The sequence below is a fragment of the Polaromonas aquatica genome (assembly GCF_050626995.1).
Lineage (GTDB): Bacteria > Pseudomonadota > Gammaproteobacteria > Burkholderiales > Burkholderiaceae_C > Polaromonas > Polaromonas aquatica_A.
The window spans coordinates 2,304,834-2,331,141 of record NZ_CP192467.1 but is presented as its reverse complement, the minus strand read 5'-3'; the positions used below and the strand labels follow the sequence as shown (position 1 = coordinate 2,331,141).

The window sequence follows — 26,308 nt, the reverse complement described above, 5'->3', positions numbered from 1 at the left end:
CACCCGAAATGGAGCGGACAGACGGCTTCGAACCGACGACATTGAGCTTGGAAGGCTCACGCTCTACCTACTGAGCTATGTCCGCAATTTTTGCGGGACTCGCTGCCATCCAGTGTTTGGCTGCTGTCCCGCTGCAGATTTTTAAAGACTCCCGCGCTTGAAGCGCATCGACGGCACGATCACCGTCGGGGGAAAACAAAAAGGCCCGGTTCCTTGCGGAAACCGGGCCTCTGGGTGTCAGAGATTTAGAAGGTACGCCTAGACGTCTCCTTCTCCCGGTTGTGTGGAATCCTCGTGGTTCTGCTTAGGCATGGCTGTCCGCAAAATGGACGGCGCAAATGAACTCAGCCCACGGCACTCGCGTAGATGAACGTCAAGGCGGCGCACGGCAACACCGCCCCAGACGGGGGTGTTGTTTCTTGCGGTGGCGGCTATCGGTTTCATGATGAGTGCGTGAAAAAAGTTGATGTCAAAGTAGCGATGAAAGGTAATGTAAAATCTTTTTACGCCATCGTCAACGGGTCGATGCAAAATAAATTTGATTGTTGCAATCACGTCACATGGACTCAGAGAACGTCAATAGAAACCGGCGCAACAACCTGCTGATCATCATTCGGGAGTTCAGCGAGAAAGAGCTGGCCGCCGGCGAATCACCTGTCGGCATGCTGGGCCGCATTGCCAAACAACTCGGCCTCAGCGCTGGCGGACTGAGCCAGTTCAAGGGTGACGCAAAGGGCACCGCGCGGAATATAGGTGACGTGGCCGCCGCGCAGATCGAAAGCAAGTCCGGAAAGCCAAAAGGCTGGATGGACGCAGATCACGGCGGGGACGCCATCAACCCCGCTGAAAACGCTTTTATCGAACTCGCGCGCATCGCCTGGCGGACAACGGATGCCAGGGGTCGACGCCAGCTAATGCAACTTGCAAGGCGGGGCTTCAGTACACAGAGAGGTGGCGGTTGAATTCCGTTGCCCCGCCCGGTTAGAACAGTAATTTTCATCCAAACCTGATCCATGCAGCGTCGGGATGACAAATCGCGGAAACAACACCGCACTTCTTGAGGCAGGATCCACACACTCAACCGAATCGGAAGGACGCCGTAACGTTTCCGGTTCAAACTATGTGTACTTGGATCACATCACGCTCGATGCGAGATAGCAGCCTCAAAGAACGCCCCCGCGCTTCCCGTTGGAGCGGCTTCTGATGGCGCGCTTGATGCACTTGAGCAAACGCTGTTCATCCAGCGGTTTTTCCAGCCACTCGGAGACGCCGAGCGCCTGGTTTTCGGCATGCTGCCTGGCCTCCGCAGCGATGACCGACAGGACCAGCACCGGCAACGTGGCGGTGCGCTGGTTGGCACGCAGTTCACGAACCACCGCAAGACCGTTTTCGTAAGGCAGCTTGATGTCCATCGTCATGGCGGCGTACGTTTCCATCTTGAGGTAATCACGTGCCTGGTCTGCAGTATGGGCAATGTCCGCGTCATATCCGCCCTTGTCCATGATCATGCCGATGAGCTTGGCGACGTCCGGATCATCCTCGCACACCAGCACACGGGGGCGTGCATAAAGCCCCGCGGGCGCAGTAACAGGAGGCGCTTCGCGCCATTCGGGGAGGTCGAAGTAAAACGTCGTTCCCTTGTTACTCTCCGTCGTGAACCCGATGTTGCCTTCCATGCGCTCAACAATGGCCTTGGAGATGCTCAGGCCCAGCCCGGTCCCGCCTTTTTGGCGGGTATCGGAGGAATCCGCCTGTGAGAATTTCTGGAAGATGCGTTGCCGGAATTCGTCGGGAATCCCGGGGCCCTTGTCAGAAATCTCCACCCGGACCCGCCGGCCCTGCTTGCGCACAATCACGTCGACCGTGCCTTCTGGAGGAGAAAACTTGATGGCATTGGACAGCAGGTTGGTCACCACCTGGATCAGGCGGTCGCCGTCAACGCAGACCCGCGGAGCATCCTCGGTTTTATGGAGGACCAGCTTGACGCCGAGCTGGGCCGCGAAGCCTTCGTTGTCTGCCAGGGCCCGCTCCAGCAACGGTTCAAGCTCTTGCGCCTGCAGTTCGAACCGCATCTTTCCCGATTCGATTTTCTCGCTGTCAAGAATGTCATTGATCAACCGGATCAGCCGCTCGCAATTGCTTTGGGCAATACCCACCAGGTTTTTGGCCTTCTCCGGAATTGCACCGGCTACACCGCCCCACACCAGCCCCAGTGATCCGCGTATCGATGTCAGCGGCGTGCGCAGCTCATGGCTGACGGTTGAGACGAATTCGGTTTTCATACGGTCGATCCGCTTGAGCTCGGTGATGTCCGTGCCCAACGAGGAAAACCCGATCACCATGTCCTGCTCGTCATCTTCCCCATATCGGGGGAAATAGTTCATCAGGTACTCGCGGCGGTCTCCGCTGGGAGTCACATACTCAAGCTCATGGCGCACCGAATAGCCGGAAAGCGCTTCCCGCACATGCGCCTTGACCTGGTCATACAGCTCTGCTCCCAGCACCTCCTGCATTGGCCGGTTCTGGATTTGCTCCGCTTTCAAGCCAAGCACTTCTTCATAGGCATGGTTGTGGAACTGAAAGCGCTGCTCCCCGTCGATATAGGCGATCAGGGCCGGAACGGTATCAGTCAGCTGGCGCAATTGCTCCTCGCTGTTGCGAAGCGCCTCTGTAATGCGGGTGCTCTCGGTGATGTCGTGAATGATGGCCGTGAACAGCCGTTTCCCTCCTACATTGACATCACCGAAGGATGCGTTGATGGGGAACTCGGTTCCGTCGTGGCGCAGGCCCAGAACCTTGACATCCCACTCCCGAAAACCACGCTGGCGGCCGCTGAGCCCGGAGAAAAAAGCGCTGAATCCCATTCGGTACCGGGTTGGCAACAGCATGGCAACCTCCTGGCCCACCAGGTCATCGAGGCGGTATCCGAAAAGATGCCGTGCTGCACTGTTGGCATGGACGATCAGCCCTTCAGCCGTTGCCGTGATCAGCCCTTCAGCCATGCTTTCGGTCACGGCCCGGCTCATGGCCTCACTGTCCAGGAGCAAAGCTTCAGCGCGGCGGCGCTTTGCCTGTGCCCGCAAGATTCTCTGGATAGCCCAGGCAAATATGCTGAGCGACAGCAATCCACCCATGAGGATCAGCTGTTTGACGGTTTGAGCGGTCTGGCGGGTTTCCAGCTTCGTGTGTTCAAGGGCCGATGCTTCCCCTCCCTTGATGCGGGCAATCAGGGTTTCAATCTCGTCATGGAGTTGACGGTTCCGGATTCCTCCCACAAGGGCCGTGGCGGCCTCGAGGCCGGATTGCTGCCGGGCCGTGACGGCTTGCTCCATCACTTCAATTCTTCGCGCGATGGCATCCTTCAGCGCCAGCCAGTCCGGAGTGGCGGTACCCGCATCCTGCCCGGCGCGCATGCTCTCCAGCGACTGCTGGATCTGCGTGCGGGACTGCTGGTAGTCTGCCAGGTCCCTTGAAGCATTCGTCAGTAAATAGCGCCGCTGCAAAGATTCCGCAGCCTTGAACTCGGAAACCACACGCTGCAGAAGAAGCGCAGTTTCCCGCGCCTCACTTTCACTTTGCGCATCGCTGATCAGCGAATTGATGGTGACATAGGATGCTGCGATGCTCAGCGCGATGAGAACCATCCCCGCAAACAGGGCCACGTTGACGCTGGGGCGAAAAGGCAATTTCATGGCATGTGAAGCTTCAGGCCTGTTCGCCGGGGGAAGGCCACAGCCTATTGGGGCGTACCCAACACAGTGCGGACTGCCTGAATCAATGATTCCGTCTCCACGGGTTTGGTGACATACCCATCTGCACCGCCCGCCAGCCCTTTCAGCACCGACTCGCGTGTCGCCTTGGCGGTCAGCATGATCACCGGAACATCCTTGAGCACCGGGTGGGAACGAATCCGCAGCAGGATGTCAAACCCGTCCGCATCCGGAAGCATCACGTCCAGAAGGACCAGATCGGGGATGGGCTGCTTGCGAAATTCCGCCACGATCTCGGCACGCGAACCAGCAGTTCGCACGTCAAAGCCTTCAAACGTCAGGTAGCTTTTAAGGAATTTGGCCAAATGCTCCTCATCATCCACGATGATCGCCGACAGGCGCTCGCCAGCGGCTCGCGTTCGAGGCGCTCCACGCTTGCGCGCGATGCGCACGTAATAGTTGGACTTCTTGAGCGTGGCCGCACACGAGTCAGCTTCGGCATCCGCCGCCGTCAACGCGGAGGGACTCAGATGAAACTGAAGCGATGCGCCGAAGGGATCGGGTGGAACCAATTCCACGAGCCCCTTGGCGAACAGCAAATCCAGAGTGCCCTCTATTGCCGCATCTCCGGCATCACCCATGCTCTGCCGGATCTGCGCGACTGTCAGGACACCATCAAGCCGCACCAGCAATTCGATCTCCGGCTGCGAAATCGAAGTGGCCGCGCTGCGCAGCTCCTGTTGACCTTTGGGTGTAACCGCATAAATATTGTTTGGATGCACTGTGGATGTCCTTTCGCGGGTAACAGTCTGGCATGCGCCTGATTGCATTCTGATTCTAGTGGCTTGCAATGTAAGGAAACGATACACCTGCACGCCCGGCCGCCCCTTGGTCCGCGCCGTCAAAGGCCTGTTGCCACCTGTTCTGCCGGTGGCAGTCCTGATTGCAGCGCAGCAATCAGCTCGCCCAGGGATGACTCCAGTTTTCGCAGCAAATCATCCAGGCTCTGGCGCGGCAGACCCTCATTGATGGCCTGCTCAAGCGCGGCGGCATCCGCCGGCACGCGAATGGCGCCGATCTGGGCCGAAACACCTCGCAAGGAATGGCTCAGCAGCTCGGCGTTCTTCAGGTCACCCGCATCCAGTGCTTCCCGGATCTGCCGGGGTGTATCCCGGCGACCGTCGAGGTACCGGCGCAGCATCGACAGATAAAACCCCTTCATGCCCATCGCGCGGGTCAGGCCGATGCCAAGATCCAGGCCGGCAATGCTCTCAGGCAACGCTGCATCTGCCGCATCCGCAAGGGGGGGGCCTGCCCTTGGCGTTTTGGCGGAAGCGTGCGAGAGCTCTGCCTGTGCCGGCAGGCCGGGGGCTGCAGCAATGCCCTCGGACAAAGGCGCCGGCTTCAGGACGGCATACACCGGAATGGCCTCGGAGAATCCCTTGGCCAGCACCGGGGAACGGGCATGAGCCTGGATTTCCGTCTGCACGAGCGCATGGGTTTCGCTGGAGATCAGTATCTGCCCGGGCTCCGCAGCCTGCTCAAGCCGGGCAGCCAGATTCACTTCCCGGCCGATGATGGTGTAGTCCATGCGCAGCTTGCTGCCGAAATTTCCGACGTCGCAAAATCCGGAATGAATGCCGATGCGTATTTCAAATGCCTTGTCGATGCCCATCGTCTTCCACCGCACCTGCAACTCGTCAAGCCGCACCAGCATGGCCACCGCCATGCGAACGCACTGCATGGCATCCTGCTGCCGGCCAAGGGTATGCGGATCCCCGAAAAAAATCACGATGGCATCACCGATGAATTTATCGAGCGTCGCGCCATAGTCGGCCGCGATCTGGGACATTTCTTCAAAGTAGCTGTTCAGCAGGAAGGTGACCTCCTCGGGCTGCCACTTTCCCGTCGATTCGGTAAAGTTCTTGATGTCCGAAAAAAACACGGTGAGCCATTTGCGCTGCGTCTCGATTTCAGCCTGGCGGGATCCGTCAAACAAGGACTGGTAGACCTGCGGCGCCAGATAACGCGACAGCTGCTCCGACAGGGTTTTCAGACGCTTGGCGTTGGCGCTGCGCTCAAGATGCAGCCTGACGCGTGCTAAAAGAATGGGTGGACTGATGGGCTTGGTGATGTAATCGGTGGCCCCCAGGTCCAGTCCGTACTGTTCCTCCTCCACGCTGCTCAGTGCGGTCAGGAAAATCACCGGGATATCAGCCGTACGCGGATCCCGCGCCAGTTCCCGCATCACCTCGTACCCATCCATGCCCGGCATCATCACATCCAGCAGGATGATTTCGGGGCGCACCCCCGAAGTCGCTGCCTGCAGCCCAGCTTCACCTGAGGCGGCAGCGATCACTTCATATTTGTCCTGTAGCAGCGTCGCGAGGAAATAGCGTATGTCCTCAGTGTCGTCTACCACCAGGATCCGGGCCCTTCGCGCAGAGAGTGCCTCACCAGCCGGCGGTTTCACAGATTCAGTCATGATGCGGCTCTTTTCCATGAATGCCGGCCTGGCTGCGGCTCTACCGGTTTTGGATGGAGTAGACAAGGGTCTGCATCATTGCAGCTTGCCCTATTTCACCAGCTCCACCCGCATGGCGTCAATCACCGCCTTGTAGTCGGGCTTTCCGAAAATCGCGCTGCCTGCGACAAAGGTATCGGCACCGGCCGACGCCACGCGCGCGATGTTGTCGGTCTTGATACCGCCATCGACCTCCAGGCGGATGTCCTTTCCCGATGCGTCAATGCGTTTTCTGGCATCTTCTATTTTGCGCAAAGCCGAGTCAATGAAGCTTTGTCCGCCAAAACCCGGATTGACACTCATGATCAGGATGAGATCGATGTCCTCGATCACCCAGTCCAGCACATCCAGCGGCGACGCCGGGTTGAACACCAGCCCCGCTTTGCAGCCTTTTGCCTTGATGGCCTGCACGCTGCGGTGCACGTGGCCCGATGCCTCGGGGTGAAAACTGATGAAGTCGGCGCCTGCATCGGCAAAAGCCGCGGCCAGTGCATCAACGGGCTGCACCATCAGATGCACATCCACCGGCACGGCCGTGCCATCGGCTCTTTTTGCGTGGGGCTTGAGCGCCTGGCAGATCATCGGGCCAAAGGTCAGGTTGGGCACATAGTGGTTGTCCATCACATCGAAATGGATCCAGTCGGCCCCGGCGGCGATCACGGTTTTGACCTCGTCACCAAGGCGGGCAAAATCTGCGGACAAAATGGAGGGAGCAATCCGGTAGGTGGGCAGCGTGTTTTTAGGCATGACGGGATTGTCGCAGCAAGCCGCCGCCGAGTCATTCCCAGCACGTGGCAACCTGCCGGGCAGGCGGTTAACATGGGCGCCAACCGTTTACCTCCCATGCCCAAATACCAGTTTTCCTGCGAAGTCGTTCCCCAGTACCAGCCTGAGCAGTCAGCGCCGGAAGACCATGTCTACGGGTTTTCCTATACCGTGACGGTCACCAATACCGGAGAGGTGACGGCCCAGCTGATTTCCCGGCACTGGATCATCAGCGACGCCAATGGCCTCAACGAAGAGGTCAAGGGCCTGGGCGTCGTGGGCCACCAGCCGCTGCTCAAGCCGGGTGAGTCCTTCCAGTACACCAGCGGATCGCGCCTGCGCACACCCAGCGGCACCATGCACGGCAGCTATTTTTGTGTGGCCGAAGATGGCGAACGTTTTGAGGTACCCATTCCCATGTTTGTTCTGGAAGCGCACAACGGCAACGCTCCGCACGGCCGTATCCTGCATTGAGCGTATGGGCCTGATTGACTGATGAAGGACCTTGCCTCCCTCCTCAAGGCGCTCAATCCCGATGCTGACATGGCGCTGCGCCATGTCTGGCTGATCAAGCTCTTCGAGTGGATCCGGGGCGACCAGACTTCCGTGCCCGCGGCTGTATCGCGTGTCCAGTCCTTTATGGATGCGGTGGAAATGCAACCCGAGGTGCATGCCAGGTTGCAGGCCTGGTGGCAAACGCTGATGCAAACTGTCGACATCACCACTCTGCTGGCGGATTTCGGCTTTGCGCCGCGCACGGCTTTCGTCAGCGAGCTGGCTGAACGCCTGCGCCGCAAGCTGTTGCCGGGGACACCGGAAACCACCGATGCCTCCGAGCTTTTCCCACTCGTCGCGCCTACACGCTTTGATGCCCAGTGGATGGGGGCCCTGGAGGAGGCCCAGATCAGCCGGCTCACGCAGTTGCTGTCGGCCAGCCCACAAATCGATGCGCTGCACTGGCAATACAGCCTGATGGATGCGCTGACCTATTGCACGGCGCAAATCCGGGCCACCGGCTTTGCACCTGAGCTTCGCTTGCGCATGAACCGCGCCACGCCCCATGCGCGGGCTTTTCATGCCTTGCCCGCCGATATTGACGAACTGCGCAACGCATTTTTCAAACCCGATAGGGACGAGGCCCAACTGCAATCCGCCATTGCGCAATACCGTGAGCGGCTGGACGCCTGCCGCCAAGCCGTCAACAGCATCTATATCCACCTGGAAGACCACGGCATCTCGGTCGGCATGGTGTTCCGCTTGCGCCAGCTGCGCGAACGCATCCTGCGGGTGCGCGAACTGCTCGACAGCCTGCTGTCGCCAAAGCCCGCGATGGCGGCCGTCAAGCTGCTGGGGCGCCGCGTCATCATGGCGCAAGAGGGCAAAAGCATAGGCGCATTGATCAGCGCGAACTCCACGTTGCTGTCAGCCAAGATGGCCGAACGCAGCGCCGAAACCGGTGAGACCTACATCACCCGTACACGGGAGGAATACCGTGAGATGTTGGGCAAGGCCATGGGCGGCGGCGCTGTCACGGCTTTCACCACGTTGCTCAAATTCATGATCGTGGGCATCGGACTGTCGGCTTTCTGGAGCGGCTTCTGGGCAGGTGTCATGTACTCCGCAAGCTTCATCCTGATCCAGCTGCTGCATTTCACGCTGGCGACCAAGCAACCGGCCATGACAGCGCCGGCCATGGCAGCCAAGCTCAAGGATCTCGGCGCGGCCGATGCCGCGAACACCATTGAAGCCTTTGTCGATGAGGTCACGCACCTGGTGCGCTCCCAGGTAGCGGCGGTGTTCGGCAACGTTTTCATGGTGGTGCCTGCCGTGCTGCTGATCAACACGCTGATCCAGCTGCTGCTGGGCCGGCCGATGATCAGCGCCACCGAAGCGCACCACGTGCTTGAAACGCTCACACTGCTGGGCCCCACCCTGCTGTGGGCTGGCTTCACCGGCGGCATCCTGTTTGCGGCCAGCATGATCGCAGGCTGGACAGAAAACTGGTTTGTCCTGCATCACCTGGATTCAGCGATGCGCCACAACCCGCGTATTACCACCGTGCTGGGCAGTGAACGCGCCGCGCGCTGGTCCATTTTCATGCGCGACAACATCTCGGGTTTTGCGTCCAACATTGCGCTGGGCTTCATGCTCGGCCTGATACCGGCTTTCACGGGATTTTTCGGCCTGGAACTTGAAGCCCGCCACGTCACGCTGTCCACCGGGCAACTGGCAGCGGCCGGCGCTTCGCTCGGGCTGGAGGCACTGCGGCACTGGCCGATCTGGTCTTGCATCATTGCCATTCCCCTGATTGGCGCGCTCAACCTCGGTGTGAGTTTTTACCTCGCCTTCCGCCTCGCCCTGCAGGCGCACAACGTGAGCAACCTCGACCGTGCACGCATACGCACAGCCATCTGGGAGCGCCTGCGCAGCCACCCGCGCAGCTTCTTCATGCCCTGAGTGGTTGGCTCCCCTGTCCAGGTTCACTTCGTGTAAGCCTGTTCTCCCTCAAGGTGACGGTGCCTGCGGTCTGGTAAAGCCAGTCCCGCGGACCACTGGTCCTCGCTACTCAACCTCTTCAAAGCAAGCAGGGGCCGCGGAACCGGCTTCGCCGGGCCGCAGGCGCAGCGGCCCCCTCGGGGGGCAGGGAGCGACACGCAGTGCGCGACCGTGGGGGCCACATTCCGGCCTTGTCCTACATGCCCCGCAGCGGGTCGCCTGTAAATTAATGCAACGTTTCTTTTCCAGAACGCCATCGGGCTTTACGCCGCCAAGGCTGGCCATTCAACACGCAACATGCCGCACACACAGGCATGCTTGAAGAAGACCTGACGAGAGTGGAGGCAATCCCGTATGAACGATATCCTGGCCATCTGGGCTGAATGGATCAAGCCCTCTGCAGGGCTGCCAACCGTGCAGTGGTCCATCCTTCTGGCAGTGGCGGCCGCGGCCGGCCACCTTGTCAACCGCTACACCGGTCTTCCCAAGGTCATTGGGTATTCACTTGTGGGCGGCCTGGCTGGCTTGGCGGGTTTTACCGGGGCCGTGTGGCCACTGCAGGGCACCGGGCTCTTCCTGCTGGAACTGGGCGTTGCGGTGGTGCTGTTTGAAGCAGGTGGCCGGATTCCATTGCGCTGGTTTCGCCACAACCCCATGGTGCTGGTACAAAGCCTGGCGGAATCTGCCCTCACCTATGTTTTTGTTTACTGGATCCTGAACAAGCTGGGCGTGCGCGAGATCGTTGCGGAGTCACTCGCACTGCTGGCCATGGCGGCGTCACCGGCCGTCCTCTCGCGCGTAGCCATCGACACACGTGCCGCAGGGCCGGTGACGGAACGCGCACTGGTGTTGTCAACATTGGGCACGCTGTATGCGCTCACGCTGTGCAGCACCCGTGCCGGCCTGATGCCAAGAGGCGAAGCTGCGCTTTCCAGCCCGCTGTATCCGGTTCTGGTGGTGCTGGGCCTGTCAGTGGTGGTTGGCGCCGTGCTCGCTCTGACCCTGCGCGCCGCATTGCGCGTGATGAGCCCCACGAGCGAAAACACCGCCATTCTGCTGTTGGCGTTGATCGCCGCGTGTGCGGCCCTCGCAGCGCACTATGGTGGCTCGGCGCCGCTGGCAGCCCTGCTGGGCGGCATGCTGCTCAAGCAGCTCAACCCGCGCCCTTGGTCATGGCCACGGCAGATGGGCACAGCCTCGTCCATGCTGACCATGCTGATGTTTGTGCTGGTCTCCGTGGTGGCCGCACAGGCAGACTGGAGCGGCCCCGTGGCCGGACTGGTCATTGCCATGGTCGTGGCCCGCATGGCCGCCAAGATCACCGGCGTCGCCATCGGTAACGTGGGCAGCGGTGCCAGCTGGAAGCAGGCCCTCTGGGTGGGCTGCGCCATGTCGCCAATGTCATCGGTTGCACTGTTGCTGGTGTCCCAGTTCGCGGCCGCCTCGGGCGCCACCGGTCGTCAGATTGCCAGCGTGGCCCTGCCTGCCATATTGCTGATGGAAGTGCTGGGCGCCGTACTCGCTACCGTGGCCATTTATCGCGCCGGCGAAAGCTCCAAGCCCTGGACGCCGCTCACACGCAGCGCTTCAACAGGACCTGTCCATGAGTCTTGAATCCTTCCAGAAATCCGCCGCCCTTTCGCTGGGCGTCGAGCTTGAACTGCAGCTCGTCAACACCCACGACTACGATCTTGCGCCCTACGCCGAAGACATGCTGCGCCTGATGGCCAAAACACCCCTGCCAGGCGCTGTGGTTCCGGAGATGACGTCCAGCATGATTGAAATCTCGACGGGTGTGTGCCACAACGCGTCGGAGGTGCTGGGCCAGCTCTCGCAGATTCGTGATGCACTCGTCAAAAGCGCCGACAAGCTCAATATTGCGGTGGTCGGCGGCGGCACGCATCCCTTCCAGCAGTGGCATGAACGCCGCATTTACGACAAGCCGCGCTTTCGCGAGTTGTCCGAACTGTATGGCTACCTCTCCAAGCAGTTCACGATTTTTGGCCAGCACGTCCACGTGGGCTGCCCCGACGCCGACAGCGCCTTGCTGACATTGCACCGCATGTCGCGCTACATCCCGCACTTCATCGCGTTGTCGGCCTCGTCCCCCTATGTGCAGGGACAGGATACGGCCTTCGACTCGGCGCGGCTCAACTCCGTGTTTGCCTTTCCGCTGTCGGGCCGGGCACCGTTTGCGCTGACGTGGGACGACTTCACCCTCTACTTCGACAAGATGACGCGCACCGGTGTCGTCAAGAGCATGAAGGATTTTTACTGGGATATCCGGCCCAAGCCCGAATTCGGCACGATCGAGATCCGCGTGTTCGATACACCGCTGACCGTGGAACGCGCCACCGCGCTGGCAGGTTTCGTGCAGTCGCTGGCTTCCTGGTTCATGCATGAGCAGCCCTTCATGCCTACCGAAGACGACTACCTGGTCTACACCTACAACCGTTTCCAGGCCTGCCGCTTCGGCCTGGACGCGGTGTATGTCGACCCGGCTACCGGCGGCCACATGCCGCTGCGCGAACACATCCTGCAGACCATGACGCAGATTGAGCGCCACGCTGCCAGCGTGGGCGCCAGCGCCTCCATGCACCTGCTGCGTACCAGTGTGGAGCGGGCCGACAACGATGCCCGCTGGCTTCGTGAAAAGCAGGGCGAGGAGCACCTGCTGGCCGAGGTCATTCGCCAGGCAGCCGATCGATTTCGCGGCGGCGTGACACACCATCAGCATCCCTGACATCCCAACCCGCAAAGGCCCAGCGCAGCCTGTATGCTCGGCTTATGGGTGAATTTGACCTGATTGCACGCTACTTCACGCGCCCGGCCGCACGCGCGGCGCTGGGCGTCGGCGACGACTGCGCGCTGCTGCAGCCAGCCCCCTCAACGCAGATGGCAATTTCCAGCGACATGCTGGTCGAGGGCCGTCATTTCTTTGCCGATGTGGACCCGGTCACGCTGGGCCACAAGGCGCTGGCCGTCAACCTGAGCGACCTGGCCGCGTGCGGCGCCAAGCCCCTGGCGTTCACGCTGGCGCTGTCGCTGCCTCGTGTCGATGAAGCCTGGCTGGCGGCCTTTTCGAAAGGCCTGTTCGCACTGGCCGATGCGCACGGCTGCGAACTGGTGGGCGGCGACACCACGCAAGGGCCGCTCAATATCTGCATCACGGTGTTTGGAGAAGTACCGGTGGTGGGCGGCAAAAGCCAGGCCTTGCTGCGTTCCGGCGCCAAACCCGGAGACGATGTGTACGTGAGCGGCACGCTGGGCGATGCCCGGCTGGCGCTGGAAGCCCTGCGCGGCAAGCTCGCCTTGCCGCCCGGCCTGCTGGCCCAGGCCAGAAGCCGGCTGGAGCAACCCACGCCGCGCGTGGCGCTGGGCCAGGCACTGCGCGGCATTGCCTCGGCGGCGATTGACCTGAGCGACGGGCTGCAAGGTGACCTGCAGCACATCCTGCGCGCATCCGGCGTGGGGGCTTCCATAGACACCTCAGTTGCTATTAATTTAATAGCTTCAAGTGCGGATAACACCTGGGCTGCCGCTACTATTTCTTCTGAACAGCAACTGGAATGCGTGCTGGCCGGCGGTGACGACTACGAACTGGCTTTCACCGCGCCCGCATCGGCGCGCGAAGCGGTACAGGCTGCGGCTCGCCAAGCGCATACCGCCGTCAGCCGGATCGGAGTCATCGAGGCAGCGCCCGGTCTGCGTTTGCTTGACGCGGCGGGCAAGCCCCTGGAACGCCGCTACGTCTCCTTCGATCACTTCGCCTGAAGGCGTGCAGCGGCTTCTGTCCGTGTGCGGCGCGCAAGCCGCCTGGCTGCGCTGCGGGCCCAGCGGGCAATCGCCGACCAGAATTCAGCCGCTGCCAGGGCACGCAATCGGCGGGCTTCGGTTTCGGCGGCGGTTGCCAGGCGGTTTTCTTCGGCTGAGGTGTAGAGGTAGTTCATGAGCATGTCCTTCGAAGTGGCCCGTTTTCCTGATAACGGGGTACACGGCTACTGTGCGCAAAACAGCCTCACCCGGAAACCACCACCGCCGCAAATTCGTCTTGCACCAGAAGCAAAACAAAAAAGTGCGGCCGCCGGTAATATGGCCGGCATGCGAAACCTGAACTTTGACGATATGCACCTGTTCGCGCGCGTGGCCGAACTGGGCAGCTTCTCGGCTGTGGCCCGCGTGCGTGGCGTGCCCGTCAGCCAGGTATCGCGCGCGATTGCCCGCATCGAAAAAACCTGCGACGCACGGCTGGTGCACCGCAGCACGCACGCACTGACCCTCACACCCGAGGGCGAGACCTTTCTCGGCTACTGCCGGCGCATGACCCACACGCTGGACGACCTGGAAGGCGAATTCGCCAGCCAGAGCGGCGAGGCCAGCGGCTGGGTGCGTGTGGCAGCCAGCACCGTGATGGCCGAATACCTGCTGGTGCCCAGCCTCACGGGCCTTAAGCAACGCCACCCGCGCGTCTGCGTGGAGCTGAAGGTGGACGACCGGCTGGTGGACATGGTGCGCGACGGCGTCGACATCGCGATACGCAGCGGTACCCACACCAACGAGAACACGGTGGTGCGCCAGATCGGCACACATGGGCGCAGGCTCTACGCCACGCCGGGCTATCTTGAAGCCCACGGCACACCCGAGCATCCCGACGACCTGGCCGGACACCGCCTGATCAGCAACAGCGGCGCGACCAGCCTCAACCGCTGGCCCTTCATCATCGACGGCCAGCCCGTGGTGATGACGGCGGAAGGCTGCTGGCGCGCTGACTCTACCGGCACGACCAGCCAGCTGGCGCTGCAAGGCCTGGGCATTGCGCGATTTGCCATGCTGGCGGCAGAGTCTTTGGTGCGGCGCGGCCTGTTGGTGCCGGTGCTGCCCGGCTTCGTCGATGAGCAGCCCGTACCCATCCATGCCGTGACGCTGGGTGGGCGGCACCGGCTACCGAAAATCCGTGCCTGCATCGATTACTGGGCCGAATGGTTCAGCCGCGAACGGGACCTGGTGGGCGCGCCTCCCGCCGGTTGATCCCGGGTTGTTGGGCTTACCTGGCCTCGATGAGCGCGCGGATATCCAGCAACGTCAGCTCATTGCCATCCGGCTTGCCGATTTCACGGCCGGACGAATACGGAAAGTTGTTGTCGTTGACCAGCACAATGTGCGTGGCATCTACAACGGCCAGCCCTTCAGGACCCAGGTGCGGCAGTGCAAACACCGCTTCATTGAGGCCCAGTTTGGCCAGACGCTTGGGGTTGGCAATGCGTGTCAGGTCGACATACGCCACCTTGCGCACAAAGCTGTCCGCATCAACAGCCGCCAGGTCGATCTTGTAGACGCGCTTGAAACGCGCGGTGCGGGTAAAGCAGTCAGTGCGTGCTTCATTGGGGCAGGCAGGCACCATGCCTTCGGTGCTGTCATCACGCTCAATCACCAGCCCCGTGGTGGCATCCAGCAGCTGGAAGTCGGCCACCACATTGCCCACTTCTTCAAGCAGGTACTTCCATTGCTTGCCGGTGTAGCTGCGCGTGGCGGCGTCCACTTCGTTGATGCGTACATAGGTTTTATCGCCGGCTTTTTCCACGCTCTTGGCGGCTGCGTCGTAGAGCGGGCCTTCAAACATAGGGTAAAGCTTGCTGCCGTCAGGCGACTTGGCCATGGACTCGAAGCCATTGGAGCGGCGCACTTCAAACAGCGCTTCGCCCGGCAGATTGGGCAGGCGGCCTTGCATGTAGTGGTCGGGCGAAGCGTGCAGCTTGCCGTTGATAACGGTTTCAATCACGCCCAGCACGCGGCCCTCAAAGTCGGTGCGCAGCACATAGGGGCCGAACTCGTCGCCTATCCACCATTCGTTGCCCACCACCTGCAGGGACTCGGGGTCGAAGTCGATCCCTGTGAGGTAGCGGCGCTGTGTGTTCTCGTTCTGGATGTGAAAGGGCACGCGCTTGTTCGGATCGCTCAGGAAAGTTGTGCTGCGGCGCACGACCTGGCCCCTGGCCCAGTCGGCCGACACCTTGTGCACCATCAGCAAAGCATCCTGCGAGTTGATCTTGTTGCCAAAGCCGTTGTCGGTCAGCGCCAGGAATTCGCCTTTGCCCAGGGAAACGATGCCCGAAAAGCCCTGCACCGACTGCCCCGTCATGGGCAGGGTGCCGCCAGACGCGCGCGGGTATTTTGGGTCTCCCACAAAGGTGTTGGCACGCTCGCTGCCGAGCTGCTCATTGCGCTGGCGCTTGCCGTTGGCAAACTTGCCCGCCGTGGCAAACAAAGCGCCGGCATCACGCGGCGCCGGCACCGCGGTGCTTGCAGGCAAGGCTGCGTGGCCGGCCAGAACCGCTTCCACTACCGGAGCTGCGGGCATCTGGACTTGCGCAGGGCTGGCGCCTGAGGCCAGGCACAGGGCGCAGGCGGCAACGAGCGTCAGCACATTCATTTGTTTCAGGACAGTCTTGTTCATTCCCGGATTCCCTCGTTAGGTGTTGTTAGTTGAGTAATTGGTTGAGTTGTTGGTTGGCTTGTTGGCGAAAGCGTCAAACGCTGGACTGTGCCGCCTCTGTGTGAATCGCCTGTGACAAAATCAGCCATCCACCTCCCTCACACCATGACCGACATACCGCTGCCGCCGGCGTCCGGGCCCTCCCGGCCTAACGCGAAATTTCTGCTGGCGCACCCTGCACATTTCATCGCCCTGGGGTTTGGCTCGGGGCTCAGCCCGGTCGCGCCCGGCACGGCCGGCACGCTGTGGGCCTGGCTGGCCTTTCTGGTGCTGCAGCAATGGCTGACGCCGGTCGAAATCGGCTGGCTGATCGCCGCGTCTACCCTCATCGGCTGGTGGGCCTGCACCGTAACAGCCAAAGCCATGAACGTGCTGGACCCCGGCAACATCGTCTGGGACGAAGTGGTCGCTTTCTGGCTGGTGCTGTGGCTGGTGATGCCCGCCGATTTTTGGACGCAGCTGGCTGCCTTTGTGCTGTTCCGCTTTTTTGACGCGGTCAAGCCCGGCCCGGTGGCCTGGGCAGATTCCGCCTTCAAGGGCTTTAACTGGCGCGGTGGCTTCGGCATTTTGTTTGACGACTTCGTGGCGGCCTTTTGCGCGCTGCTGGTCCTTGCGTTCTGGAGGTTCTTCTGGTGAGCAGCGATTTGCTATCAAAAGAAGAGCTGCCAGCGCAGGTATCTATTGGGCTAATGGCCGACTTTCTTCAAGAGAAGCGCTGGCTGCTGGCAACCGCCGAGAGCTGCACCGGCGGCATGATTTCCGCTGCCTGCACCGACCTGGCGGGCTCCAGCGCCTGGTTTGAGCGCGGTTTTGTCACTTACTCCAACGAAGCCAAAACCGAACTGCTGGGCGTGGACGCCGCGCTAATCAGACGGCACGGCGCAGTGAGTGAAGAGGTTGCCCGCGCGATGGCGCAAGGCGCGGTGACCCGATCCCATGCGCAAGTTTCAGTCGCCGTGACAGGCGTAGCCGGCCCGACGGGCGGTAGCGCCGCCAAGCCCGTGGGTACGGTGTGGTTTGGTTTCAACGTGGGCGGCCAGGTCACCAGCGAGATGAAGCGCTTTAATGGCGACCGCGCCGCGGTGCGCAGCGCCACCGTTCAGCATGCGGTGCAGCGGTTGCTGCAATTGCTGCGCAAGGCCGGCTGACGCCTGAGAGACGCCGGGGCGGCGCCAGGCGCTATAGAGTTCGCGAACCGATCCACCAGGAGACACCATGCACCCCAATCAGGCCACTCTCGAGAAGTTTTACACCGCCTTCGCCCGCCTCGACTCCGACACCATGGCGAGCTGTTATGCGCCCGATGCCCAGTTTGATGACGAAGCTTTCTCGCTGCGCGGCCACAAGGAAGTGACCGGCATGTGGCACATGCTGTGCGACGTCACCAAGGCCAAAGGCATGGATGTGTGGAAGCTCATCTACAGCGGCATTGAAGCGGGCGCCAGCACAGGAAAATCACACTGGGAAGCCGACTACCGTTTCAGCGCGACCGGGCGCATGGTGCACAACAGTATTGACGGCGTGTTTGAGTTCAATGAGCACGGTCTGATTACGCGCCACCGGGACCGTTTCAGCTTTTGGGCCTGGTCACGACAGGCGCTAGGCGCTCCCGGCCTGTTGCTAGGGTGGACGCCTTTCCTGCGCAACAAGGTGCGGGCACAAGCGGCCGCGAATCTGCAAAAATACCTGGCCCAACGCAAGAGTTGATCCAACAGGAGTTTTTATGCCCTGGTTTGAAGGATTCGAATCGCGAAGTTTCGAGGTCAATGGCACTTCTATCAACGCGCGGTTTTCCAGGGTAGTGCCGGGCGACCCGCTGCGCCCGGCCCTGCTGCTGCTCCATGGCTTTCCGCAATCGCATGTGATGTGGCATCGCGTGGCGCAGCGCCTGGCAAACGACTACTTCCTGGTGATGCCTGATCTGCGCGGCTATGGCGACTCCTCAAAAACCGCGGGCCTGCCCGACCACAGCAATTACAGCAAGCGCAATATGGCGCACGACATGGCCGGTGTGATGGATGCGCTGGGCATCAGCCGCTTTTACCTCTGCGGCCACGACCGCGGCGGGCGCGTGGCCCACCGGCTGGCGCTGGACTACGCGGCGCGCGTGCAAAAGCTCTGCATCATCGATATCGCCCCCACGCTGGACATGTATGAAGGCCGCAGCATGACCGAGCCCTACATGGCTTTTGCGCGCGCCTACTACCACTGGTTTCACATGCTGCAACCGGCACCGCTGCCCGAGATCATGATGGGCGCCAACCACCCCGAGACGGCAAGGGCTTACCTGCACGCCAAGCTCGGGGGCTGGGGCAGCGCAGGCCTGAACTACATCGAGCCGCAGGCGCTGGCCGAATACGAACGCTGCTTTTGCAACACCGAAGCGCTGCACGCAGCCTGCGAGGACTACCGCGCCAGCGCCGGCGTAGACCTGGAACATGACCGCGAAAGCCGCACGCAGCATCTGAAGCTGGCCTGCGACCTGCTGGTGCTGTGGGGCGAGCGCGGTGTGGTGCACCGGCTGTTCGACCCGATAGCGCTGTGGGAAGCGCAATGCAGCGGCGAGGTATCAGGCCAGGCCATGCCAGCGGGGCACTTCATTCCCGAAGAGCAACCCGAGGCGACAGCGCAGGCGCTGCGTGCTTTCTTCAGCTAGTTTTATTTTCCCAACAAGGCCATGGCGCGTTACTTTGCCGAAACCCCGTGAGAGCGCAAAGACGCCAACTTTCTGGACAACCGCTATAGCCACCGCCACGTGCTGCGCTTTGACGGCGGCCTGGAAGTTCCGGGCTCGTCGTCACCTTCCGCGGTTTTTGTTGAGGGTGGTTGGCCGGGGCTTGCCCGGTGGCAATCCCGGTCCCGGAATCCAAACAACTCAGCGCCCGAAACAACCAAAGGCTTCGATACCTCAGCCCGAACGGGGAACGGGGAACGGGGAACGGGGAACGGGGAACCGGGAACCGGGAACGGGAAGTGGGAAGTGGGAAGTGGGAAGTGGGAAGTTGGAAGTTGGAAGTTGGGAGAGAATCTGCTATTAATTCAGGAGCTACGACCCAAGGCATTACCTCGGTAAAAATCAAAAACTCCCAAATCACCCAGCCCCGTGACACTTCTTGTATTTCTTCCCACTCCCGCAATAACAAAGATCATTGCGCCCAGGCGTAGCCTCCGCCCGGACCGTCTCCACCTTGGGACCAAGCGTCTTCCACAACTCCCGCAGGTCATACACCGCCCAGATCGCTTCGCCAAAGGCATTCAGCCGGGCAATGCTGGTGCTGGGCGCGCCGTCTTCGCTCAAGGGTGAAACCTCGGGCGCAGCGGTATCGTCTTCGGTCATGGCAACCACGGCTTGCAGGGCGCCGTCCAGCCATTTGGCGGCGTCCTTGTCGCGCGGGGCCAGCCATTCGTCGGGCCAGCTTTCCACCGCAAACATGAAGCCCAGCGCCCACACCTGGGCAAAGGCGGGGAGGTCTTCGCCTTTGAAGGCGGCGCGCTCCTCGGCTGGCATGTCGGCCACCGCGCCGCGTATGTCCATTACCTCGGGGTGATAGCAGTTGTCGTCTTCGAGTGAATCGACTTCGGTGTCCAGTGCGGTGGCGACTTCGTTCCAGCGCTGACCCCACAGCGCAAGGAAGCGCTCACGTTGCGCGTTGTCGGCAAATGAGCCACTTTCCGGATCGGGCGCTTCGCCTTCCGCGGGTACGGCCAGCAGCACGGGCAGGTATTCGTTGGTATCTATCGGCCGGCGCGAGCAGATCACGGCAGCCATGAAGCCTTCGCAAAACTCCCACTGGGGCGTTTCGTCATAGCGGGTGCGCAGCTCGTCGAGGATGGCGTCCAGCTCGTCAAAGTCTTCGGTTTCCATAAAAACCGGTTCCGGCGAAGGCGTTGAAGGGCTGAGGGGTTTGGGGGTGGGCTTCATGAAAAACAGTCCTGAGCGTCACGCGAGGCTCTTATGATGCAAAGTGTATCTGGCGCATCGCACTGCAGGCCTTCTGCTTTGTGCCCTTTTGTGACCCAACCACGAGAGCTCCACCATGCTTCTTCATCGCCTGGATGCCCGCTTCCCCGTTCGTTACACCTTCATGGCTTTGTGCGGGCTGGGCGCGTTGCTGGCGCTGTTCAGCCTGGTGGCGTTTGGCGTTGGGTGGCTGGCCCTCATCGCCTGCCTGGCCCTGGTGGGCGTGGGGGTGCATGACCTGCGGCAAACGCGCCACGCGGTGCTGCGCAACTATCCGGTCATCGGCCACATGCGTTTCCTGTTCGAGTTCATCCGGCCGGAAATGCGCCAGTACTTCATCGAAAGCGACAGCGAAGCCACACCGTTTTCGCGCGCCCAGCGTTCGCTGGTGTACCAGCGCTCCAAGGGCGAGCCTGACAACCGGCCTTTCGGCACGCAGCTCGACGTGGGCGCGCAGGGCTATGAATGGGTGAACCATTCGATGTCGCCGACCAAACTGCCCACGCATGACTTTCGCGTCTGGATAGGCGGCACGCCCGAAAACCCTTCGCCCTCGGTTGAGCCCTGCACGCAGCCCTACCATGCGAGCGTGTTCAACATCTCGGCGCTGAGCTTCGGTTCGCTCTCGGCCAACGCGATCATGGCGCTGAACAAGGGTGCCAAGCTGGGTGGCTTTGCGCACGACACGGGCGAAGGTTCGATCTCCCAGCATCACCGGCTGCACGGCGGTGATCTGATCTGGGAAATCGGCTCGGGCTATTTCGGATGCCGCAACGAAGACGGCACCTTCAGCGAAGAGCGCTTTGCCGCCAATGCCTGTGATCCGCAGGTCAAGCTCATCGAACTCAAGATGAGCCAGGGCGCCAAGCCCGGCCACGGCGGCATATTGCCCGGCCCCAAAGTGACGGGCGAAATCTCGGCGGCGCGCGGTGTGCCACAGGGGAAGGACTGCATTTCGCCCTCCAGCCACAGCGCATTCAGCACGCCGGTGGAGATGATGTATTTCATCGCCAGACTGCGAAAACTCTCGGGCGGCAAGCCGACAGGCTTCAAGTTCTGCATCGGCCACCCTTGGGAATGGTTTGCGATTGTCAAAGCCATGCTGGAAACCGGCATCACGCCCGACTTCATCGTGGTCGACGGCGCTGAGGGCGGCACGGGCGCGGCGCCGGTCGAGTTCACCGACCACGTCGGTGCGCCGCTGCAGGAAGGCCTGCTACTGGTGCACAACACGCTGATCGGCGTGAACCTGCGCAGCCGTGTATCGATAGGCGCGGCTGGCAAGGTAGTGAGCGCTTTCGACATGGTGCGGCTGATGGCGCTGGGCGCCGACTGGTGCAATGCGGGGCGCGGCTTCATGATGGCGCTGGGCTGCATCCAGGCGCAAAGCTGCCACACCGGCAAATGCCCAACGGGTGTGACCACGCAAGACCCGGTGCGCCAGCAGGCGTTGGTGGTGCCCGACAAGGCCGAGCGGGTGCGCAACTTTCACCGCAGCACGCTGCATGCATTGCAAGAGCTGGTGCAGGCCGCGGGCCTGTGCCATCCGCGCGAGGTCAACGCCCACCACATCGTGCGGCGTTTGACGGATACCGAGGTGCGGCTCCTGAGCAACCTCATCATGCGTGTGGAGCCGGGCGCGCTGTTGGGCTCTCTGGACAAACAGAACACGGTGTTCAGCTACTACTGGCCGCTGGCCAGCGCGCACAGCTTTCGCGCCAACGGCGTAGGGCCCGGCGAGCACATGCCGGCGCAGGCCAACGGGGTTCATGTACCTATGCCGGCCGGAGGCAGCTTGGCCGAACGCGCCGCAGCCTGATCGCCGCGCTGGTTCGCGTGGGGGCGCGGCCGTCAGGGATTTGCTACTAATTAAATAGCTGCTTGCGCCCGTATTCCCTGGGCTAACAGCCTTTTTTTCATTGAAAGTACGTGCTGGTCCTTGCTCAGGAGCAGGGCTTTGACGGCCACAGCCAGGTCAATGAATTTCTGGTCGTCGGGATCGCTGCAGTTGACTCCGGCTTTGGCGGCCACGTCCGTCAGCCGCGCGTACCGGTCAAAGGCGGCGAGCACATCTGCAGCACTGAGTTTGTAAAACGCCAGGCGCGGAATGATTTGCGAATACCCCAGAACGCGCTCGAGCTCATCGCGCATCGCTTGCGTGGCCAGCCAGTCGAGTTCACCGGCTTCCAGTGCTTTTTTCAACGGCTGCGCAGCCGCATCGTTGAAGACAAAGACGTCGAGGACGATGTTGGTGTCGAGGACAACGGGTTGGAGCGCCGGGGCCGTCACGGTTTCTGGTCTGTCTGTGGAGCGGCGGGGGAAGCGCCCGGCTTGCCGCGCGCGGAGCCGGCGACCATGTCAAAGCGGAACAGGCGGCATTCGATGGGACCGTTCCACATCGGCACGCGGCGTGATTCTTTCAGGCGCATCTTGCCGGGCAGCTTGAGGTCGGGCGTAAGCACGTGGGCTGTCCAGCCGGCGTAGTTTTTCTTCCAGTGCGCGGCCAGCTGCGGAAAGAAGTCGGTAGCCTCTTCACCCCAGGCGTTTTGCGCCTGCTCGCGGCCCGGGTTGGCGGAGCGGTCGCGTGCAGTTTCAAATGCGGGCTCTTCACGGGTGTCGCCACTGTTGCGGTTGTCACCTGCATCGCGATTGAGCGGCTGTCCAAATTCGTCGATGGGCTGGTTGCGGTGGTCCTGTTGCACGCGTCCCTCGGCCTGGCCTTGCTGGCGGCGCTGGTCGCGCCCCTGTACACCGGTAATGCCGGCCACACCGGCCACGTCGATGCGTTCGCCATATGGCGGATTCACCAGCATCACGCCCGAGGGTGCGGGCGGCATGCGCTGCAGCGCGTCACCGCCGCGGAACTCCACCGCATTGGCCACACCGGCACGCTCGGCGTTGCGCTCGGCAAAGTCGACCATGCGGAAAGACACATCGCTGCCGAAGACCGGTGCCGTGGGCTCGGTGATAGCGGCTTCGGCCTGGTCGAGCAGGCCGTCCCACACATGGCCCTGAAAGGGCAAATACTTCTGGAAAGCAAAGCGGCGGTTGATGCCGGGCGCGATGTTGCAGGCAATCTGCGCCGCTTCAATCGCGATGGTGCCGGAGCCGCAGCACGGGTCGTACAACGGCACGCCTTCTTTGCACAGCTGGTCCCAGCCGCTGGCGGCGATCATGGCGGCAGCCAGGGTTTCTTTCAGCGGCGCATCGCCTTTGTCTTCGCGCCAGCCGCGCTTGAAGAGCGGCTCGCCGGAGGTGTCGATGTAAATGGTGACGGTGTCGGTCGTCAGGTGCACATAGATGCGCACGTCGGGCCATCGCGTGTCGACGCTGGGGCGCACGTCGTCAAACTTGGCACGAAAGCGGTCGGCCACCGCGTCCTTGATCTTCAGCGCCGCGAAGTTCAGGCTTTGCAGCGGGCTGTGCTGGGCGGTAATCTCGATCTTGAAAGTCTGCCTGGGCGTGAACCAGATTTCCCATGCCACATTGGCGGCGGCGTTGTAGAGGTCCTGCTCGCTGCGGTACTGGTTGTGCTGCAGCTCGATCAGCACGCGCTGCGCCAGCCGGCTGTGCAGGTTGAGCTGCAGCGCGTCGCGCCACGAAGCCTGAAGTTGCACGCCGGCGCGCCAGGCTTTGCCCTGGATGCCGGTGACGCGCTGCACTTCGGTGGCCAGCAGGGCCTCGACACCGGCGGCGCACGGTAAAAACAATTGGAGTTGGTTCATGAATAAAGACTTACGACTGGCTGTGTCAACGGTTCTCTTGCAAGCAGGGGCCGCGGAATCGGCTTTGCCGGGCCGCAGGCGCAGCGGTCCCCTCGGGGGGCAGGGACCACACGCAGTGGGCGACCGTGGGGGCCACATTCACAAGGATTTGCGCAAGTTGGCTGGCGCAATGCGCAAGGCCTCGCGGTACTTGGCCACGGTGCGGCGAGCGCATTCAATGCCCTGCTCTTTGAGCATTTCGGAAATCTGGTTGTCGCTGAGCGGCTTCTTCAAGCTTTCAGACGAGACGAACTGCTTGATCAGCGCGCGAACCGCCGTGCTCGAAGCGTTGCCGCCGGTTTCGGTGCCCAGCGCAGAGCCGAAGAAATACTTGAGCTCGAAGGTGCCGAAAGGCGTGCCCATGTACTTGGCCGTGGTCACGCGCGAGATGGTGGATTCATGCAGGCCCAGCTCGTCGGCAATTTCACGCAACACCAGCGGACGCATGGCGAGCTCGCCGTGAGTGAAGAAGTTTTTCTGTCGCTCGACAATCGCACTGCTCACGCGCAGGATGGTGTCAAAGCGCTGCTGGATGTTCTTGATGAACCAGCGAGCCTCCTGCAGGCGCTGCTGCAGCGCCGGGCCGCCCTGACCCTTGTGCTGCTTGAGGGCGTTGGCGTAAATGTCGTGCACGCGCAGGCGCGGCATGACGTCCCCGTTCAGCGAGACCTTGAAGCCCCGGCCCGACTTGACGACGATGACGTCGGGCACGATCAGGTTGCGCTCCACATTCACGAAGCGGCGCCCGGGCTTGGGATCAAGCCGGCCAATCACGGTGATCGCGCCTTTAATCGCTGTCTCGGTGAAGCCGCACAGGTGCGACAGGCGCTTCACGTCGCGCTTGGCCAACAGCTCCATGGGTTGTTTGCACATGGCGATGGCGGCGCGGGTTTCTTCACAATCCTTGCAGTCGAGCAGTTGCAGGCCCAGGCACTCGGCCAGGTTGCGCGCACCGACACCGGCCGGTTCCATGTGGTGCAGCAGCTTGAGCGCCATCGCAAAGCGTTGCTCGAGTTCTTCGGCCTGCTCCAGGTTGTTACCTGCCAGGCCGGCGGCCAGCGACGCCAGGCTGTCTTCAAGATAACCGTCGTCGTTGAGCGATTCAATGAGGAAATGCAGCGCGGCGCGGTCTTCTTCCGACAGACGCAGACTCAACGACTGCCGGTGCAGGTGATCCTGCAGCGACTCATGGCTGCCCGTCAGGTCGGAGGCCTCGGCTTCGCTCTCTTCGTTGTTGTTCTTGCGAGCGGGTGCATCGCTGCCCCACTCGCTGTCGTCGGGCGTGGTTTCTACCGTGCCGTCGCCTTCCCAGCTTTCCTCCAGCTTGGGTTCGGCACTGACTTCTGCATCACTTTGGCCTGGAGCCCCCGTATCGTCTTGCCCCCCAGCTACCGAATTTATAGCAGCCTCGAATTCCCGGCTGTCGTGACTCACCGGCGTATCGACATGCTCCAGCCCGAATTCCTCCCGCACCGCGGTTTCTTCAGCCATCTCCAGAAACGGGTTCTCGTCGAGCATTTGCTCGACCTCCTGGCTCAGCTCAAGCGTCGACAACTGCAACAGCCGGATCGACTGCTGAAGCTGAGGCGTCAACGCAAGATGCTGCGAGACGCGAAGAGAGAGACCTTGTTTCACTGTATTTTCAAACGCGCGGAAGATTGAAGTGACATGTTGTCGGCCAGCGGGGGCCGCGGATCTGGCTTTGCCAGGCCGCAGGCGCCGCCCCCTCAAGGGGGGAGGGAGCTACACAAAGTGAGCGACAAAGGGGGGAAGCCATTTTTCGACAACAGTGGGGAGCCATCACATCTTGAAGTGCTCGCCCAAATAGACGCGGCGCACATCGGCGTTGTTGACGATCTCGGAGGGCGTGCCCTGCGCCAGCACATGGCCGTCGCTGATGATGTAGGCGTGGTCGCAGATGCCCAGCGTTTCACGCACGTTGTGGTCGGTTATCAGCACGCCGATGCCGCGCGACTTGAGAAAGCCGATGATGCGCTGGATCTCGATGACGGCAATCGGGTCGATGCCGGCAAAGGGCTCATCGAGCAGGATGAAGCGAGGCTGGGTGGCCAGTGCGCGTGCGATCTCGACGCGGCGGCGCTCACCGCCCGACAGCGCCGGCGCTGGCGAATTGCGCAAATGATCCACGCGCAAATCCTGCAGCAGGGCGTCAAGCCGCGACTCGATGGCGGCGCGCCCCAACGGTTTTCCGCCGTCATCAAGTTGCAGTTCCAGTACGGCACGCACGTTCTCTTCCACCGTGAGTTTGCGAAAGATCGAGGCTTCCTGCGGCAGGTAGCTCAGACCCAGGCGGGCGCGCAGGTGGATCGGCATGTGTTCAACCGACTTCCCGTCGATGGAGATTTCACCCGCATCGGCGCGCACCAGGCCCACAATCATGTAGAACGAGGTTGTTTTGCCCGCCCCGTTGGGGCCCAGCAGGCCGACCACTTCGCCTTTTTGCACGGCCAGCGAAACGTCCTGTACCACCTTGCGGCTGCCGTACGATTTTTGCAACCCTTGCGCAACAAGGCGGCTGGGCGTGGCGATATGGGCCGCCGCCGAAGTGTCAGTCACCACATCCATGTGTACAGG

At 61.8% G+C, this 26,308-nt stretch carries 23 protein-coding genes, 1 tRNA gene and 1 pseudogene; 13 read left to right on the top strand and 12 right to left on the bottom strand.

The window, feature by feature from the left end; translation table 11 throughout:
- Positions 1–9: 9 nt before the first annotated feature.
- Positions 10–85, bottom strand: a tRNA-Gly gene (locus ACQ4MS_RS11085).
- A gap of 475 nt (positions 86–560) precedes the next feature.
- On the opposite strand from ACQ4MS_RS11085, the gene ACQ4MS_RS11080 reads away from it, so the two are divergent.
- The gene (locus ACQ4MS_RS11080) at positions 561–962 is read left to right on the top strand and encodes a hypothetical protein (RefSeq protein WP_431094449.1); all 402 of its coding nucleotides are present in this window, start codon (positions 561–563) and stop codon (positions 960–962) included.
- A gap of 201 nt (positions 963–1,163) precedes the next feature.
- On the opposite strand, the gene ACQ4MS_RS11075 is transcribed toward ACQ4MS_RS11080, so the two are convergent.
- The 4 genes from ACQ4MS_RS11075 to rpe all read right to left on the bottom strand — a co-directional run bounded on the left by ACQ4MS_RS11075 (position 1,164) and on the right by rpe (position 6,981).
- On the bottom strand, positions 1,164–3,692 hold the full coding sequence (locus tag ACQ4MS_RS11075; protein ID WP_431094447.1) for a PAS domain S-box protein: 2,529 nt from the start codon (positions 3,690–3,692) through the stop codon (positions 1,164–1,166).
- Between the two features lie 44 nt (positions 3,693–3,736).
- Positions 3,737–4,540 carry a response regulator gene (locus ACQ4MS_RS11070; RefSeq protein ID WP_431094445.1) on the bottom strand — a complete coding sequence of 268 codons (804 nt, stop codon included), beginning with the start codon at positions 4,538–4,540 and terminating at the stop codon, positions 3,737–3,739.
- Between the two features lie 71 nt (positions 4,541–4,611).
- On the bottom strand, positions 4,612–6,195 hold the full coding sequence (locus ACQ4MS_RS11065) for an adenylate/guanylate cyclase domain-containing protein (RefSeq protein WP_431094443.1): 1,584 nt from the start codon (positions 6,193–6,195) through the stop codon (positions 4,612–4,614).
- A gap of 90 nt (positions 6,196–6,285) precedes the next feature.
- The gene (rpe, locus tag ACQ4MS_RS11060) at positions 6,286–6,981 is read right to left on the bottom strand and encodes a ribulose-phosphate 3-epimerase (RefSeq protein WP_431094442.1); all 696 of its coding nucleotides are present in this window, start codon (positions 6,979–6,981) and stop codon (positions 6,286–6,288) included.
- A 96-nt stretch (positions 6,982–7,077) separates the two neighbouring features.
- On the opposite strand from rpe, the gene apaG reads away from it, so the two are divergent.
- From apaG to thiL, 5 genes are all read left to right on the top strand, one after another.
- Entirely contained in the window at positions 7,078–7,473 is a 396-nt protein-coding gene (apaG, locus tag ACQ4MS_RS11055) for a Co2+/Mg2+ efflux protein ApaG (RefSeq protein ID WP_431099580.1), read from the top strand.
- A gap of 21 nt (positions 7,474–7,494) precedes the next feature.
- Positions 7,495–9,456: a site-specific recombinase gene (locus ACQ4MS_RS11050; protein ID WP_431094440.1), complete on the top strand. Its 1,962-nt coding sequence runs from the start codon at positions 7,495–7,497 to the stop codon at positions 9,454–9,456.
- A gap of 393 nt (positions 9,457–9,849) precedes the next feature.
- Complete coding sequence (locus ACQ4MS_RS11045) at positions 9,850–11,109, top strand: cation:proton antiporter (protein WP_431094438.1); 1,260 nt, start codon at positions 9,850–9,852, stop codon at positions 11,107–11,109.
- A complete protein-coding gene (locus ACQ4MS_RS11040) occupies positions 11,099–12,238 on the top strand; it encodes a YbdK family carboxylate-amine ligase (RefSeq protein ID WP_431094436.1) in 1,140 nt (379 codons plus the stop codon). Before ACQ4MS_RS11045 ends, ACQ4MS_RS11040 begins: the two co-directional genes overlap by 11 nt.
- A 44-nt stretch (positions 12,239–12,282) precedes the next feature.
- Positions 12,283–13,269: a thiamine-phosphate kinase gene (gene thiL / locus ACQ4MS_RS11035; protein ID WP_431094434.1), complete on the top strand. Its 987-nt coding sequence runs from the start codon at positions 12,283–12,285 to the stop codon at positions 13,267–13,269.
- On the opposite strand, the gene ACQ4MS_RS11030 is transcribed toward thiL, so the two are convergent.
- Positions 13,257–13,445, bottom strand: a complete 189-nt coding sequence (locus ACQ4MS_RS11030) for a hypothetical protein (RefSeq protein WP_431094432.1) — start codon at positions 13,443–13,445, stop codon at positions 13,257–13,259. The genes thiL and ACQ4MS_RS11030 overlap by 13 nt on opposite strands.
- Before the next feature lie 151 nt (positions 13,446–13,596).
- Here ACQ4MS_RS11030 and ACQ4MS_RS11025 point away from each other — a divergent pair, with 151 nt between their 5' ends.
- Positions 13,597–14,523: a LysR family transcriptional regulator gene (locus tag ACQ4MS_RS11025; protein WP_431094430.1), complete on the top strand. Its 927-nt coding sequence runs from the start codon at positions 13,597–13,599 to the stop codon at positions 14,521–14,523.
- Between the two features lie 16 nt (positions 14,524–14,539).
- Here the strand turns inward: ACQ4MS_RS11025 and ACQ4MS_RS11020 are convergent, their stop codons facing one another.
- Positions 14,540–15,949: an esterase-like activity of phytase family protein gene (locus ACQ4MS_RS11020; RefSeq protein ID WP_431094428.1), complete on the bottom strand. Its 1,410-nt coding sequence runs from the start codon at positions 15,947–15,949 to the stop codon at positions 14,540–14,542.
- Positions 15,950–16,093: 144 nt separating this feature from the next.
- On the opposite strand from ACQ4MS_RS11020, the gene ACQ4MS_RS11015 reads away from it, so the two are divergent.
- The 5 genes and pseudogenes from ACQ4MS_RS11015 to ACQ4MS_RS10995 form a co-directional block, all read left to right on the top strand.
- A complete protein-coding gene (locus ACQ4MS_RS11015; protein ID WP_431094427.1) occupies positions 16,094–16,624 on the top strand; it encodes a phosphatidylglycerophosphatase A family protein in 531 nt (176 codons plus the stop codon).
- A gap of 53 nt (positions 16,625–16,677) precedes the next feature.
- A complete protein-coding gene (locus ACQ4MS_RS11010; RefSeq protein ID WP_431099579.1) occupies positions 16,678–17,136 on the top strand; it encodes a CinA family protein in 459 nt (152 codons plus the stop codon).
- Positions 17,137–17,203: 67 nt separating this feature from the next.
- Complete coding sequence (locus tag ACQ4MS_RS11005; RefSeq protein ID WP_431094425.1) at positions 17,204–17,695, top strand: nuclear transport factor 2 family protein; 492 nt, start codon at positions 17,204–17,206, stop codon at positions 17,693–17,695.
- Positions 17,696–17,711: 16 nt separating this feature from the next.
- The gene (locus ACQ4MS_RS11000) at positions 17,712–18,644 is read left to right on the top strand and encodes an alpha/beta fold hydrolase (protein WP_431094423.1); all 933 of its coding nucleotides are present in this window, start codon (positions 17,712–17,714) and stop codon (positions 18,642–18,644) included.
- A 72-nt stretch (positions 18,645–18,716) separates the two neighbouring features.
- A pseudogene (locus ACQ4MS_RS10995) lies at positions 18,717–18,800 on the top strand (OsmC family protein); the annotation flags it as partial.
- Positions 18,801–19,079: 279 nt separating this feature from the next.
- On the opposite strand, the gene ACQ4MS_RS10990 reads toward ACQ4MS_RS10995, so the two are convergent.
- Positions 19,080–19,910, bottom strand: a complete 831-nt coding sequence (locus tag ACQ4MS_RS10990) for a UPF0149 family protein (RefSeq protein WP_431094421.1) — start codon at positions 19,908–19,910, stop codon at positions 19,080–19,082.
- Positions 19,911–20,025: 115 nt separating this feature from the next.
- Here ACQ4MS_RS10990 and ACQ4MS_RS10985 point away from each other — a divergent pair, with 115 nt between their 5' ends.
- Complete coding sequence (locus ACQ4MS_RS10985) at positions 20,026–21,768, top strand: FMN-binding glutamate synthase family protein (RefSeq protein ID WP_431094419.1); 1,743 nt, start codon at positions 20,026–20,028, stop codon at positions 21,766–21,768.
- Positions 21,769–21,818: 50 nt separating this feature from the next.
- Here ACQ4MS_RS10985 and ACQ4MS_RS10980 read toward each other — a convergent pair whose 3' ends face one another.
- The 4 genes from ACQ4MS_RS10980 to lptB form a co-directional block, all read right to left on the bottom strand.
- The gene (locus ACQ4MS_RS10980; protein ID WP_431094418.1) at positions 21,819–22,238 is read right to left on the bottom strand and encodes a putative toxin-antitoxin system toxin component, PIN family; all 420 of its coding nucleotides are present in this window, start codon (positions 22,236–22,238) and stop codon (positions 21,819–21,821) included.
- Positions 22,235–23,674, bottom strand: coding sequence for a THUMP domain-containing class I SAM-dependent RNA methyltransferase (locus ACQ4MS_RS10975; RefSeq protein WP_431094416.1), 1,440 nt, complete (start codon positions 23,672–23,674; stop codon positions 22,235–22,237). The genes ACQ4MS_RS10980 and ACQ4MS_RS10975 overlap by 4 nt, the downstream gene beginning before the upstream one ends.
- Positions 23,675–23,812: 138 nt before the next feature.
- The gene (locus ACQ4MS_RS10970; RefSeq protein ID WP_431094414.1) at positions 23,813–25,348 is read right to left on the bottom strand and encodes an RNA polymerase factor sigma-54; all 1,536 of its coding nucleotides are present in this window, start codon (positions 25,346–25,348) and stop codon (positions 23,813–23,815) included.
- 165 nt (positions 25,349–25,513) lie between these two features.
- On the bottom strand, positions 25,514–26,299 hold the full coding sequence (gene lptB / locus ACQ4MS_RS10965) for an LPS export ABC transporter ATP-binding protein (RefSeq protein ID WP_431094412.1): 786 nt from the start codon (positions 26,297–26,299) through the stop codon (positions 25,514–25,516).
- Positions 26,300–26,308 lie beyond the last annotated feature (9 nt).